Source organism: Staphylococcus sp. HMSC063F05 (assembly GCF_001837075.1).
Taxonomy (GTDB): domain Bacteria; phylum Bacillota; class Bacilli; order Staphylococcales; family Staphylococcaceae; genus Staphylococcus; species Staphylococcus epidermidis.
In genome coordinates, this window is the sequence record NZ_KV831325.1 from 41302 (window position 1) to 56414 (window position 15113).

At 32.4% G+C, this 15113-nt stretch carries 14 protein-coding genes; 1 reads left to right on the forward strand and 13 read right to left on the reverse strand.

The window, feature by feature from the left end:
- Nucleotides 1–38: 38 nt before the first annotated feature.
- The 4 genes from HMPREF2576_RS02535 to HMPREF2576_RS02550 form a co-directional block, all read right to left on the reverse strand.
- The gene (locus tag HMPREF2576_RS02535) at nt 39–656 is read right to left on the reverse strand and encodes a poly-gamma-glutamate hydrolase family protein (RefSeq protein ID WP_001832558.1); all 618 of its coding nucleotides are present in this window, start codon (nt 654–656) and stop codon (nt 39–41) included.
- Nucleotides 657–1241: 585 nt separating this feature from the next.
- Nucleotides 1242–2108, reverse strand: coding sequence for a 2-oxoacid:ferredoxin oxidoreductase subunit beta (locus tag HMPREF2576_RS02540; protein ID WP_002439562.1), 867 nt, complete (start codon nt 2106–2108; stop codon nt 1242–1244).
- A complete protein-coding gene (locus HMPREF2576_RS02545; protein WP_002468023.1) occupies nt 2109–3869 on the reverse strand; it encodes a 2-oxoacid:acceptor oxidoreductase subunit alpha in 1761 nt (586 codons plus the stop codon).
- A 112-nt stretch (nt 3870–3981) separates the two neighbouring features.
- A complete protein-coding gene (locus HMPREF2576_RS02550; RefSeq protein ID WP_001832548.1) occupies nt 3982–4776 on the reverse strand; it encodes a TIGR00282 family metallophosphoesterase in 795 nt (264 codons plus the stop codon).
- A gap of 163 nt (nt 4777–4939) precedes the next feature.
- On the opposite strand from HMPREF2576_RS02550, the gene HMPREF2576_RS02555 reads away from it, so the two are divergent.
- Nucleotides 4940–5155: a hypothetical protein gene (locus HMPREF2576_RS02555; protein ID WP_002439555.1), complete on the forward strand. Its 216-nt coding sequence runs from the start codon at nt 4940–4942 to the stop codon at nt 5153–5155.
- An 88-nt stretch (nt 5156–5243) separates the two neighbouring features.
- On the opposite strand, the gene rny is transcribed toward HMPREF2576_RS02555, so the two are convergent.
- The 9 genes from rny to yfmF form a co-directional block, all read right to left on the reverse strand.
- Entirely contained in the window at nt 5244–6803 is a 1560-nt protein-coding gene (rny, locus tag HMPREF2576_RS02560) for a ribonuclease Y (protein ID WP_001829512.1), read from the reverse strand.
- A gap of 225 nt (nt 6804–7028) precedes the next feature.
- Nucleotides 7029–8078, reverse strand: coding sequence for a recombinase RecA (gene recA / locus HMPREF2576_RS02565; protein WP_002439552.1), 1050 nt, complete (start codon nt 8076–8078; stop codon nt 7029–7031).
- A gap of 170 nt (nt 8079–8248) precedes the next feature.
- On the reverse strand, nt 8249–9394 hold the full coding sequence (locus HMPREF2576_RS02570) for a CinA family nicotinamide mononucleotide deamidase-related protein (protein WP_002439549.1): 1146 nt from the start codon (nt 9392–9394) through the stop codon (nt 8249–8251).
- Nucleotides 9395–9846: 452 nt separating this feature from the next.
- The gene (gene pgsA / locus HMPREF2576_RS02575; protein WP_002439546.1) at nt 9847–10428 is read right to left on the reverse strand and encodes a CDP-diacylglycerol--glycerol-3-phosphate 3-phosphatidyltransferase; all 582 of its coding nucleotides are present in this window, start codon (nt 10426–10428) and stop codon (nt 9847–9849) included.
- 28 nt (nt 10429–10456) lie between these two features.
- Nucleotides 10457–10849 (reverse strand): helix-turn-helix domain-containing protein, encoded by a 393-nt coding sequence (locus tag HMPREF2576_RS02580; protein WP_001832565.1) that lies wholly within the window; start codon nt 10847–10849, stop codon nt 10457–10459.
- Nucleotides 10850–10867: 18 nt separating this feature from the next.
- Entirely contained in the window at nt 10868–11695 is an 828-nt protein-coding gene (locus tag HMPREF2576_RS02585) for a YmfK family protein (protein ID WP_002456221.1), read from the reverse strand.
- Nucleotides 11696–11847: 152 nt separating this feature from the next.
- Nucleotides 11848–12552 carry an elongation factor P 5-aminopentanone reductase gene (gene ymfI / locus HMPREF2576_RS02590; RefSeq protein WP_002439542.1) on the reverse strand — a complete coding sequence of 235 codons (705 nt, stop codon included), beginning with the start codon at nt 12550–12552 and terminating at the stop codon, nt 11848–11850.
- On the reverse strand, nt 12549–13838 hold the full coding sequence (yfmH, locus tag HMPREF2576_RS02595) for an EF-P 5-aminopentanol modification-associated protein YfmH (RefSeq protein ID WP_001832569.1): 1290 nt from the start codon (nt 13836–13838) through the stop codon (nt 12549–12551). The genes ymfI and yfmH overlap by 4 nt, the downstream gene beginning before the upstream one ends.
- On the reverse strand, nt 13838–15109 hold the full coding sequence (gene yfmF / locus HMPREF2576_RS02600; protein ID WP_002439538.1) for an EF-P 5-aminopentanol modification-associated protein YfmF: 1272 nt from the start codon (nt 15107–15109) through the stop codon (nt 13838–13840). The genes yfmH and yfmF overlap by 1 nt, the downstream gene beginning before the upstream one ends.
- Nucleotides 15110–15113 lie beyond the last annotated feature (4 nt).

Consider the following 15113-nt stretch of genomic DNA (forward strand, 5'->3'; position numbering starts at 1 on the left):
AGTTTTATAATATTATTTTAACATGCGTTAGAATTTAATTATGCACGTTCTATAGCTTTTTTCATTGCATCAGCAAAGTCGTACATTAAATCATCCCAATTATCTTTATTTTCACGGTTTTTGCGTGAACTTTTTCTATTTTTAAATAGCTCCTTTCTTAACTGAGCTGTCAGTTCTAATTGCACTCCTCCTTGGGTTTGAGTCATATTAACAATATTATTTTCTTGAGTTCCAGAAATATGATGTGGTGCTTCTCGCACGCTAATTCCTATATCTTCAAGAGATTCGGTGATTAACTCAATTAGTCTGTCATCACTACCTCCTATATAAGCCACACTTTCATTACCTTCACAACCATGGATGGCTACAGTTCTTTGGCTACCTCTCACTAAATCTAATGCAATTTGGTCATCATAATGTGTGGAAGTCACATGTAACTCATTATTCCCCTTACTTCTCATACCTTTAAAGGAAAAATAGTTATAGTCGCCACAATGTGCAATTGTATAGGCTAATTCAGTTGTGGCAGGTTCAATTCCACCGCCATGTAATGCTAATATAGTGACTATGCTAGAACGATTTTCACACTCTATTTCCCAATCTTTTCCTTCTTTAGTCAATTCTTTTAATTCTGTCATAGATTTAAATTTGTCCATATTAACCTCCGAAAAATCATCTTATATTTTTATTATTCCCAAAATTCATATTCTTAAAATCTTTTTACAAAATCTTTTACATATTTATTAAAAAAACAAACTTATTGCATTGATTAGGACTGTGCGTTTAACTGTTCACATTATTTATGTATTTAATAATAACTCTGAGTAAAATTTCATTTGTTAAATACTTTATCTATATTTTTAAAATAATTTGGAATAAATTATGTCATTCTTATATTATTTACTTTTAGATGAGATGGGTGATTAATCATGTAAAAAACGTTAAATGAGAATTACATTATTGAATCGTAGTGCTTTTGACAAGCAACATAGAGATAAAATAAGAGTGAGCAGAATTAAAATGTTATTCTGACCCACTCTTTAAATATGTTATTTACTTATATGCATGTTCTCTAATACTTTTAAATTGAAACGTACTTCTTGATTTTCTATAGTAATCATTAACGTTATTAGATAAGAAATTACAGTAAAATTAGATAGTCATGATGTATCAAGTACACCTTCGTTTTTATTTTACCTACTTATTTTGACGCAATTCTAGTTACTATGAATGAGTATCCTTTATAAAAATTGTGCAGTTAAATCGTTGAAAGTTTCTTCTGTAATATGAATATCTCTTTTAGCTAACGCCTCATGTTCTAGTTCTGAAATTTGCGATTCATAAGAAGGTGTTGTTGTATCTTGATAAACGATACCTTTAACCAGTGACTCATGATCCAGCACAGTTTTCATAGCAAGTTGTTTATCTGTGATGTCATAGCCCTCAATATCATCGATACTTGTTAAATGTTCTTTAAACCAGTCATAAGTATTCACTTTATTGTAAGTAACACAAGGTGAGAAAACATTAACAAAAGAAAAACCATCATGATGAATCGCATCTTCAATCATTTTAGTTAATGCCTTTATATCACTTGAGAATCCTTGTGCTACAAAAGTTGCACCAGAGGACAGTGCCAATTCCAATGGAGCTACATTCTTTTCTATATTTCCTTTAGGTGTTGATTTAGTTACAAATCCTTTAGCTGAGGAAGGTGATGTTTGTCCTTTAGTTAATCCATATATTTGATTGTCCATGACAATATACGTCATATTCATATTACGTCTAAGAGCATGAATAGTATGTCCCATTCCTATTGCATAGCCGTCTCCATCACCACCAGAAGCGATAACTGTTAAATCTTTGTTTGCCATTTTAACGCCTTGTGCTAGAGGCAATGCACGTCCATGAATAGAGTGTACGCCATAAGAATTAATATAACCTGATAGTCTACCAGAACAACCAATCCCTGTAATGATTGCTACATCTTCTGGTTCTAAACCAATATTCGCTGTCGCTTTTTGTATAGCAGCTTGAACTGAAAAGTCACCGCAACCAGGGCACCAGTTTGGCTTCACATTATTTCTAAAATCTTTAAATGTAGCCAATTACACCAACTCCTTTAACTCTTTAGCAATTTCCAAACCTTTTTCTTCAATTTCATAAGGTAAGAAAGGTTTCCCATCGTATTTTGTTTGATTAACTAATTTATCATTAACTTGTGTGTTCATTTTTAAAATACTTGATAATTGTCCTTGATAATTATGTTCTGCAACTATTACTTTCGAAGCTTTATTAATAGCTTGTTGAACAATATCTTTAGGGAAAGGATGTAATTGTCGAATATGCATCGTATTCACTTTTACACCATGTCGTTCTAGTCTTTCTGCACCTTCTCCAATAGCACCTTTAGTAGATATAAATCCTATATACAGTATATCTGCTTCGTCTTCATGTTCATTGAGTAACACAGGATTATTGATAACCAAGCTTTCAGTTTTGCGCATTCGTTTTTCCATCTGATTCTGACGATTCATAGGCGCCTCACTTGGCTTCCCTTCTTCATTATGTTCAACACCTGTTACATGATGTATACCACCTTTAACACCTGGTATTGGTCGTGGTGATACGCCACTAGCTGTTAATGCATATCTTTTAAAGTATGCTTTATCATCTTCAGCTCTCTCGATATCTGACTGTATTATTTCTCCACGACGAATATCGATTTTATTATAATCGAGTGTTTTAACAGTTTGTTTTCCTAATGATAATTGTAAATCACTTAACAGAATGACTGGACATTGGTATTCTTCAGCTAAATTAAATGCTTCCATAGTAAGATAAAACGCATCTTCAGCATCTGTAGGAGCAACGACAATTTTCGGAATATCACCATGGGTACCATAAATCATTTGCATTAAATCTGATTGTTCTTGCTTTGTTGGTAAGCCAGTAGAAGGACCACCTCTTTGAGTATTAATAATGACTAATGGCGTTTCAGTCATACCAGACAATCCAATAGATTCCATCATTAAAGAAAGACCTGGACCCGCACTCGCTGTAAAGCCTCGTACGCCAGCATAGTTAGCTCCAATCGCCATCGTTGCTGCTGCTATTTCATCTTCAGTTTGAACAACAGTACCATCAACTTTAGGTAGATTGGCAATCATGTATTCCATAATTTCAGAAGCTGGCGTAATTGGATAAGCGGACATAAATCTTGATCCAGCTGCTATTGCTCCTAATCCGATTGCGTCATTACCTATCATATATAAATGAGGATGACCGCTACCATTCTCTAATGTAAAGTCTCCATTAACGTTGGTAACTTGTTGCTTCATTAAATCATAACCCATATTAAGGGCTTGTATATTCATATCAACGACTTTATTACCTTTTTTTGAAAACATGTTATCGATTAAAGTTTCAAAAGTTGATGTATTTAAATCCATCAGTGCAGATGTCGCACCAATTGCCACCATATTCTTCATTAATGCTGTTCCAAGTTCCTTTGCCGTGCTAGTGAATGGTAACTCAATTAATTGAGCCACACAGTTCTCTGGCTTTTGGGGTTTTGCTTTAGAATCCGCAATTATAATACTATCTTCTCTCATTTCATGATGATTTAATTCAATCGTTTCCTGGTCAAAAGCAATGAGTATATCCAAATCATCACTAATCGCATGCACAGGCGATTTTGAAACTCTTATCTTATTATTAGTATGGCCACCTTTTATACGACTAGAAAAGTGTCTATATCCATACAAAAAATAACCTTTTCTATTCATCGCAGTAGCAAAGATTTCACCGGTAGATTCAATACCTTCGCCTTGCTGACCGCCCACTTTCCATGATATTTGTGATTTCATATCACATGCCTCCTGTGGTATTAATTCATACTCTATGATAACAAAATAAACCACCGTTTTACTATTTCAACAGTGGTACAAGTTTAAATTCATACTAATGGACTATATCCCTTTAAATTTGGAAAGGATGGTCCTCATTTATTAACAGTCTTTTTATTTGAGTCGTTTTACCTTCTTTATCTAAATCTATGATAACTCCTGATAATACGCCTCGCCCATCATCTGGAACAACATGCCTTTGTGGCAAACTAGTAATAAAACGTTGAATAACTTCATCTCTATTGATACCTAAAATACCATCGTAATAACCTGTCATCCCGACATCTGTGATATATCCTGTGCCATGAGGTAATATACGATCATCAGAAGTTTGAATATGTGTGTGAGTACCAACAACAGCGCTCACTCTACCATCTAAATACCAACCCATAGCATTTTTTTCAGATGTAGTTTCAGCATGAAAATCTACAAATATATATGGTGTAGATTTTTGAGCTTCTTCGATTAGCTGGTCAGCCTTTTTAAATGGATCATCAATGTCTTGCATAAATGAACGGCCTTGTAAATTAATAATAGCCAATTTAATATCGTTAATTTTTATTATTCTCATACCTGTTCCTGGAGCTTCATCAGGAAAATTTGCAGGTCTCACCATTCGATGAGCATCATCAATAAAATCGTAAATTTCTCTTTGACCATATGTATGATTACCCATAGTCATGAAATCCACGCCTTCTCTCAAAAGTTGTTTGTAAATTTTTTCTGTTAATCCTTTACCGTGTGCGGCATTTTCAGCGTTTACTATAGAAACTGTTGGGTGATAAGTTTGTTTAATTTTAGGTAAATAAGTAGTAATCATTTTCCTGCCCACTTTACCAACGATGTCACCTATAAACAATATTCTCATTCTCTGTTCATCCTCTCATAAATTAAGTTTAATGGATACTGTACTATAATAAAAGTCTCATTAACAAATTAATTATTCTGAAAATTAAAAGACTTTACTTTTTTGTATTTAAGTATTGTGTTAATATGAAACTAATAAAAATATAGGAGTTGTTTATTCATTCATGTCTATTAATATTGATCCTGAAAAATTTGCTGAATTAGTTGTAACTTCAAATCCAGCCAAATCTGATGACGCTGAAGATATCGCTAAAGAAAGTTTAATTTTATACATTAATGCTTATCGTTTAGCAGAGAAATATGCAAATATCGCTACAAATTGCTATGATACAGCTGAAATTTTAAAAGAAATAAATGAAGTTGATTTACAATTAAAATAAATCATTATATCCGAGCGTTTATACGCTCGGTTTTTTATATTATATTTAATAAGCCACTGGCCGTAAATACGGTCAGTGGCTTATGGAATTATTTAGCATATTCTATTGCTCTAGTCTCTCGAACAACTGTCACTTTGATATGTCCAGGATATTGTAACTCTTCTTCAATTTGGTTCTTAATATCTCTTGCCAATCTATATGATTTTAAATCATCAATTTCTTCAGGTGAGACGACTACACGAATCTCTCTACCAGCTTGTATAGCAAATGCTTTTTCTACCCCATCATAACTTTCAGATAACGTTTCGAGTCTCTCAAGTCTTCTAATATAATTTTCAAGTGTCTCTTTACGTGCACCTGGTCGCGCTGCTGATAATGCATCAGCTGCTGCAACTAAAATAGAAATGATAGAGGTTGGTTCAACATCACCATGATGTGAGTGAATAGCATTAATAATTATGTTATTTTCATTATATTTCTTAGCTAATTCAACACCTATTTCTACGTGACTACCTTCAACTTCATGATCAATGGCTTTACCAACATCATGTAATAATCCAGCACGTTTAGCTAAAGTAACATCCTCTCCTAATTCTGCTGCAAGCATACCTGAAAGGTGGGCAACTTCAATTGAATGTTTAAGTACATTCTGACCATAACTAGTTCGATAATTTAATCGACCCAAAATTTTCACTAAATCAGGATGCATATTGTGTACATTTATTTCAAAGGTAGCTTGTTCTCCAGCATCTCTAATGATATCGTCTACTTCCTTTCTAGCTTTTTCGACCATATCTTCAATACGTCCAGGATGAATACGTCCATCAGAAACCAAATTAACTAGTGCAGTTCTAGCAATTTCACGTCTAATTGGGTCAAAACCTGATAAAATAACTGCTTCTGGTGTGTCATCAATAATTAAATCTATGCCAGTAAGTGTTTCTAATGTGCGTATATTTCTACCTTCTCTACCTATGATACGACCTTTCATTTCATCGTTAGGCAGATTTACGACTGAAACAGTTGATTCAGTTGTATGTTCGGCTGCTAATCTTTGTACAGTTGTAGCAAGTAATTCTTTAGCTGTCTTATCAACTTTTTCTTTCGCTTCTTTTTCTTTTTCTTTAACAAGTATTGCAATATCTTGTGACAGTTCTTCTTCAACTCTTTGAAGCTGTTCTTTCACAGCTTCTTCTTGAGTGAGACCGGAGATGCGTTCTAATTCTTGTTCATGCTTCATTATTAATGTTTGAACACTACTCTCTTTTGCATCTACTTGTTGTTGTCTTTCTTCAAGTTTTGATTCTTTTTGTTCCAAAATCTCATCTTTTTTATCTAAAAGATCAGATTTCCGATCCAAATTTTCTTCTTTTTGAAGAAGTCGGGTTTCTTGTCTTTGAAGTTCACCACGTCTTTCACGCAGTTCATTCTCAGCTTGTTCTTTTAAAATTTGGTTCTCTTCTTTTGCCTCAAGTAATTTTTCTTTTTTAATATTGTCTGCTTCTTTATTAGCATAGCTAACAATATCATCGGCAGTTTGTCTTGCTTGAACTTGTTTTTGGTGTAATAAATTTCGGGCAACAATATACCCTACAACAACGCCTAGAATAATCCCCAGCAAAATGAGTAGGAGGCTTAATAAATTCACATAAACACCTCCTTTATCTAGGGTTTGCTTTGTATATCAAAATCAATATGATTATATGAAATTATATAAGAATCATACATACTAATTGTACGTTTATCGACAGATATGTGTCAAGATATGAAATTGCACTACACTCATTTTAAATTGCTTTTTTTAAAGAACAAATCAAAAACTACAAAAAAAGATGGCTAAATAAGCCATCCTTTTAATTAGTCAACTAAAAAACTATTCATCAAATAAAGTTTTTGGTGAATCGTCTTCATTCTCATTTTCATCCACATCACCATCGAAAATACCTAACTTTTCACGTAACTTACGGTCAATTTCTTCTTTGATTTGTGGATTTTCCTTAAGATAATTTTTGACGTTTTCTTTACCTTGGCCCATTCTATCTCCATTATAAGAATACCAAGCACCTGATTTATCAACGATATCATTCTCTACACCTAAATCAATGAGCTCTCCTTCCTTAGAGATACCTTGACCATACATAATATCTACTTCTGCAACTCTAAATGGAGGTGCAACTTTATTTTTTACAACTTTTATTTTGGTTCTGTTACCTACAATATCTTGACCTTGTTTTAACTGCTCTGCTCTTCTTACCTCTAAACGTACAGAACTATAGAATTTTAGGGCTCTACCACCGGGCGTTGTTTCAGGATTCCCGAACATCACACCGACCTTTTCACGAATTTGGTTAATAAATATAGCTGTAGTATTAGATTTAGAAATAGCCCCTGATAACTTTCTTAATGCTTGAGACATTAATCTTGCTTGTAAACCAACATGAGTATCTCCCATTTCACCTTCAATTTCAGCTTTAGGTGTTAATGCTGCTACTGAATCGACAACAACAATGTCCACAGCACCACTACGAACAAAAGCTTCGGCGATTTCAAGACCTTGTTCACCATGATCAGGTTGAGATAAGTATAAATTATCAATATCTACACCTAATGCTTGTGCATATACTGGATCGAGAGCATGTTCGGCATCGATAAATGCTGCTACACCACCGTTTTTTTGTACTTCGGCGATAGCATGTAAAGCTACTGTCGTCTTACCTGAACTTTCAGGTCCATATATTTCGATAATTCTTCCTTTAGGATAACCTCCAACCCCTAATGCATTATCAACTGTAACAGAACCACTTGAAGTACTTGATACTCTGCGACCTTTATTATCGCCTAACTTCATAACGGCACCTTTACCAAAAGATTTTTCCATGTTTTTAATGACTGTATCTAAAGCTTTTTGACGTTCATTATCCAAAACGAGACCTCCTACTACAGAAAGTTATCTGTATAATATCTTATACTTACTATACAAGCATTTTAAGCAAAACACAAGTCTTTTGCGAATATTTGTTCGTATTTATCGTGTAATAGCCGACACAAAAACGAACAAACGTACTTATATTTTTTACAAAAATTTAAAATATACTATTTATTAAACCAATTTAATAATCTAATCATCGCATAATTTTGACTTCTGCTTCTCAATAAATTACGACTTTGAGACATCTTAAATGTTTCGATATCGAAATTATTTCCATCATAAATTCCTAAATATACAATATTATCTTTATTTAAAAGTACAATACCCAAATCTGTTTGGTACAAATCCCTGACATATTGAGCAGCATTGAATAAAACGGTATTAAACTCAGAAGTCACATCAATAAATTGGTTAGAATGTGGTAGCATACCTTTAACTAGATTTTTATTGTCAGCATTTTTTAATCGAGTAAACAAAGCTCCATTAGTTACACCGTCATAAATAGCAAAATTCTGTTTTGCACTATTTATAACCGATTCTTCAATGCTAACTTCGTCTGACCCAAAATAATAAGTACCAATCCTATTTAAAATTTCATCTCGAATAGGATTAATAAGCAGTTGACATCGTTCCTTACTTTCAGCATTGGCTGTTAATCTAACATATACTTCATGCGTACCTGCAAGAGGTGCGATTGTCGGATTAGTTTGCTCATCTATAAGATCAATTAATAGTGTTTCTAATTTCGACTCTCCTATACCAGCAAATCTAAGTAATTCAGAAAAAATAACTTCATCTTTATCCATAAGATAAGGTAATAATTCATTCTTCGCCATAGGTTGCATTTCTTTCGGTGGACCTGGTAGTAGAATTATTTTTTGTTTACCTAATTCTACAAGCATACCAGGAGCCATACCATGTTTATTTGGTAAAACTATGGCATCTTCAATCACTAATGCTTGTTGCTTATTATTAGAGGTCATATCTTGACCTTGTTCTTTAAAATAGTTTTTGATAAAGTTTAACGATGCTTCATCCGTCACTAGATTTTTTCCTAATACTTTAGCTACAGTATGTTTAGTTAAATCATCTTTTGTTGGCCCTAAGCCACCTGTTAAAACAATGGTATCAAATCTAGATAGACATTGCTTTATTACATATTCTAACCTTTGAGGGTTATCACCAATAACTGTATGTTCTACTACACTTTTACCAATACTATTAAAAAGTTTTGAAAGATATTGCCCATTTGTATTAGCTATTTGACCTAGTAATAATTCAGAGCCAACAGCTACAATTGAAATATTCATCAATGATATACTCCCTGATATTTATATTGTCTTTTCAATAATTCCATTATATATTTTTTTGTAATATAAATCTAAAATAAGAATCTTTATAGAAGCAGTTTAATCATGTATCACTGAACTGTCATCTAATTTAACTTAAACATAACATCACATTATTTTTATAACATACTGAAATTACATTTTACATAAAAGATTTACCAGATGTATATCGATATTACATCTGAAAAGTGAAAATATTAAATCAATTATAGTAATTGTTTTATCTTCTTTGTCACAACACTAAAGCAACCGAAAAATAAAAGGTTTGCACCCCATATAGAATAGGGAACAAACCTTTGACAAAGATAACTAAATCAAAATGTATATATTTTAGAGAGTATGATTATATAACAAATTGATATGGTAATTTATATATGAAATAAATATACAAGCTCAATTTTTTAATTACACATTTATTTAGAATGTTTAAATACATCTCTTCCTTTATAAAAATATTCAATACCTGAAAGAATAGTAAAGAATACTCCAATGTATAATAACCACACTCCAATTGGGAAACGTAGATAGTGTACGAAAGGATCGCCCAATAAAATCCATATAATTGCAACCATTGTCACTGCTGTTTTTATTTTCCCTAGTTGTCCTGCAGCACTTACAAACCCCTGTTCAATTTGTAGTAATCGTAATCCTGTGACGGCAAATTCTCGAGCAATAATTATGATAGCAACGACAGAATTAGTAAAACCAAGTTGTACCATAACAATTAATGCACTCGCGACCAATAATTTGTCTGCAAGTGGATCTAAGAATTTCCCCATATTAGTAACTAATTGCCATTTACGGGCAAGATAACCATCAGCAAAATCACTTAATGATGCAACCACAAATATGATAGCACTAATTAATATTTCAATTCTGATATGATTTCCACCTAAAATTGAAATTTGTCCAAAACCAAAATCAACTAAAGCAAATAAAATAAAAAATGGTATTAAAATAACTCTAAATACCGTTATTTGATTCGGTATATTCATATTAAATCCTCATTTCTAAAACATATATTTATATAATTAATACTGCGAGTATCCAAACGATTAAAGATATTAAAATAATGAAACCCATCCACATCAACAATTGAAACGCTTCCTTAGATTGACGTCGGTAAGGGGGTTCATACCCATTAGAAAATGTTTGTATCACATCATCAATTTGATATTGTGTTTCAGGAATCTCATCTTGATGTGCTTCAATAAGTTGATTTGGTTCGATATTTACAACTTTAGCGTATTTTCTAATAAAACCTTCAGTATAATCACTCTTGGCTAGTTCATTAAAATCATTATTTTCTATATGTATTAACGTTTGACGCTTTAACTGAGTTCTTTGTTCTAATTCACTTAGTGTCATACCCAATCTTTCACGTCTACTTTTCAACACTTCACCAATCGTTTTCACTCAAAGTCCTCCTAGACATTATTCAAAGAAACCAAACCCTCCACCAAATGGATCTCCAAAATCTAAATTATTCTTGCTTTGAACCGTATGTTTCTTCATTTCTTCATATCGAATCTCTTGATCTTCATTTTCTCTCAATTCAATAATATAGTCAAAATCTTCCATATTATAATTGCACGACTCTACAAATAAATCTGGATGTTCAACTACTTTTATTGAGGGTAACGTCATAACCTCTCTCACCAATTCTTGGTGCTCAGGGTTCAATTCACGTGCTGTTACCGCACCATCAATGATATATACGTGATTAGAATCATATTCACCTTTAAATAGTGAACGCCTTACTGTTTGTTTAATTAAAGTTGAGCTTATGAATAACCATCTTTTATGTGCACAAACACTTCCAGCTACAATAGATTCAGTTTTACCAACTCTAGGCATTCCACGTATTCCGATTAATTTATGTCCTTCTACTTTAAATAACTCAGCTAAAAAATCAACAAGTAATCCTAAATCTTCTCGTTCAAATTTAAAAGTCTTTTTATCATCAGCATCTTGTTCAATATATCTACCGTGTCGTACAGCGAGTCTATCTCGTAATTCAGGAACTCTTAACTTTGTAATTTCTATTTCATTAATTTCTTTTACAATTTGTTCGAACCTTTCGACCTTTTCTAGTTGATCTGTTTTAATTAACAATCCCCTTTTTCCCTGATCAACACCATTAATTGTAACAATACTAATGCCGAGCATTCCAAGCAAACTTGAAATATCACCGAGTAAGCCAGCACGATTTACAGTTATCTCATATTCTAAGTACCACTCTTTCCTTTTTGCAAAAGTCATTTCTTGATCACCCCTTGTTAACAACGAAGCACATGAAATCTTTGTTTATCATATTATAACACCAATAATAAAAAGATACTTCTTTTATTATTACTAAAATGTTGCTCCTATAACAATTGAAACAAGAAACTTATCTTTTACTGACAAAGCATTTAAATATACCATCCGCCATTCACTTTATGTACTGTACCCGTAATACTTTTTGACATAGTACTACACAAGTATGCACAAGCATGTGCCACTTCAGAAGGATCAATCATTCTTTGCTGAGGTAACTCTGATACTATATTCGATAACTCATCTTTCGACCATACATCGCTCATTTTCCCTTTTACCATACCTGGTGTAATAGCATTTACAGTTACTGAAGTTAAAGCTAATTCTTGACTTAATGCTTTAACAAAACCAATTTGAGCACTTTTCATCGCTGAATAGATTGTCTCTAAACTAGCTCCAGTTTCTCCCCAAATTGATGAAATAACAATGATACGTCCATTGTTACTCTGCCTTAAAATATCAATAAAGTAGCGAGTCAAACGTATAAATTGTCTTACATTTAATGCATAACTATTATCGATGTCACAATCACTCATATCTTGTAACATGCCATATAATGCTGTCCCACTGGTATAAATTAGACAATCTAGCTCGTCAATGTGTCCAAAGTAATCTTCGAGCTCTATATCTTTGGTTAAATCACATTGAATAAATGTAACTTTGCTATTTTTAAATTGATTACTTAAATCAGAATATTGAGCTGAATGATAATGTAAGAAAACTTCATAACCTTCAAATAGCAGTCGTTTTACAATGGCACGACCTATTGTTCCAGAACCACCTATGACTAGCGCTTTCATCTATTTTCCATCTCCAAACGACTATCAACAAGTTGGTCAAAGTTCAAGAATAATTCGGAAGTTTCATTTACACTCTCTAACGTAATATTTTCTACGATATCAAGCATATCAAATACACTCACTCCCTCGAAATAGAGTTTTGCATATTGATTAGCAATATATTCTGGAGAATTTAAACTTGATATGAATTCTCCAATAAATTGCTTTTTCAACAAATCAAATGCTTCTTGATCTTTAAGGTTTCCTTTATATTTTCTTAATTCATCCATTATTAATTGTTTAAATAGATCAGGCTGTTGTGTTGCACTAGTAATAATTGAAAAACTGTAGCTCGGTTCCAATACAAATTGATAACCGAATGTTTCATCTATTAAATCTTTATTTAAAAGTTGTTGATAAAACTCCGTTTCCTCTCCAAAAACCAATTCGTAGAAAAATGTCATTTCCAAATCTCTTTGAACAAATTTAGTTGCACTTTCATCTAATGGTTCATTTTTAAAACCTAGCATCAATCGTGGTGACTGTAACTTCATTTTCTCAGAAACAAACCGTTGATTTATCTCTCTAGGCTCATCAATTTGCGCACGTTCAATACGTGGTTGATAAGTTTTATTTCTTTGATTTTCATGCTTTTCTACAAGTTTAATTATCGATTGAGGACTAACATCGCCTACCACAAACAACACCATATTAGAGGGATGATAAAATGTCTCATAGCATAGATATAAATCATCTTTTGTTATTTCATAAATGCTTTCAACACTACCAGCGATATCCACCCGTATCGGGTGCTTGGAATACATAGCCCTTAAAGTATTAAACATTAATTTATATCCTGGTTGTTCCTGGTACATTTTAATTTCCTCAGCTATAATCCCTTTTTCTTTATTAACTGTTTCTTCAGTAAAATAAGGTGTTTCTACCATATTGAGGAGACGTTTAATGTTACTTTCAATATTACTTGTTGCGCTAAATAAATAACTCGTACGATCAAAGCTTGTAAAAGCATTAGCTTGCGCATTCTCTTCGGCAAATGCAGTAAATAAATCTTCATCTTCTTTTTCAAACAATTTATGTTCTAAAAAATGTGCCACACCGTCAGGAACTTTTACAAATTGCTGACTACCTATGGGCTTAAAATGATTGTCCAATGAACCAAACTGTGTTGTGTAGGTCACATACGTTTTTTGAAAACCAGGCTTAGGAATGATAAATAATTTCAATCCATTATCAAACTCATGTTCGAAAACTTTCTCATCTATAAGTTCATATTGATGTGTTTTCATCAGTGTTGGTCTCCTTTCGTTAGTACATAAATTGTATCTAGAACAGCTTCATTTGCCAATTTAATAACATCTTTTTTCGTCACTTGATTAACTGCATTTATAAAATCTTGATCAGTTTGCTGTCGGTTTAATAATAATTGATTATGTAGTATTTCAATTATACTTTTAGGTCTATCTGATGCTTCGTGTCTATGGGAAATAATGATTTTTTTAGCTAATTCAATTTTATTAGAATCAAAATCTCCATTTTTTATCTTATCAAACTCTTTGATGACAGTATCTTTTGCTTGCTCATATTTCTCAGCAGAAACACCACTTAAAACAAATAAAAATCCGTTTTTACCATCAATTTGTGAATGTATAGAGTATGCCAAACTTTGCTTTTCTCTGACTTCATTAAATAGTACTGAGGAAGGATCTCCTCCAAACATCATATTTAATACTATAAATGCATAGTAATTACTTTTCCCATAATAAGATGGAAAGCGATATCCCAAATTCAATTTAGCTTGGTCAACATCGTCTTTTTCAATTATATATTGCGGTTGATCAAAAGAAGGTGTGATTTCAGTACTTTCTTTATTTTCTAAATAGAAAGGCTTAATTGCAAACTTATCTAGAATTAGTTGCGTTACTTCCTCTTTGTTAATATTTCCTACAACATATATGGCACAATCATCATTTTGTACCATGGATAGATATGTATCGTATAGACTTTCAGAAGTCACTTGTGGAATTTGTTCTAATTGACCTGTCGCTATATATCGATAGGGTTCTTGTTTAAACATATAATTCATTAACTGAAGAAATGAATACTGTGCTTTATTATCTTCCATTGCTTCAAGTTTTTTGCTAAGTAAAGACTTTTCTTGAGCTACATATGTATGATCAAAGCATCTATCTTTGATTAATGGATTCCAAATTATTTCTTTTAACGTATCTAATCCCTTTTCAAATAAAGGGGTTTTATCTTTTAAGAATTTTTCATTAACTACTTCTAATGAGATTGTAATAACATGCTTATCTTTAAACTTAGAAACAAAACTATTAACATAGGCGCCATACAATTCTGATAACTGTTTATTTAAAGTTTTATCGGTGGGCCATTGTTGTGTTGCACGAACTAATACTTTACTTAAAATTGAACGTGAAGTAATTGTTTTATAGTTTAATGGTGCCATAAATTTAAAGGTAATTGTCGTTGTTTTAAATTTATCGGTAGGCAAAACATTGACTCGAACTTTTGTGTTATCTTGATTGAATCTCTTCAAAATC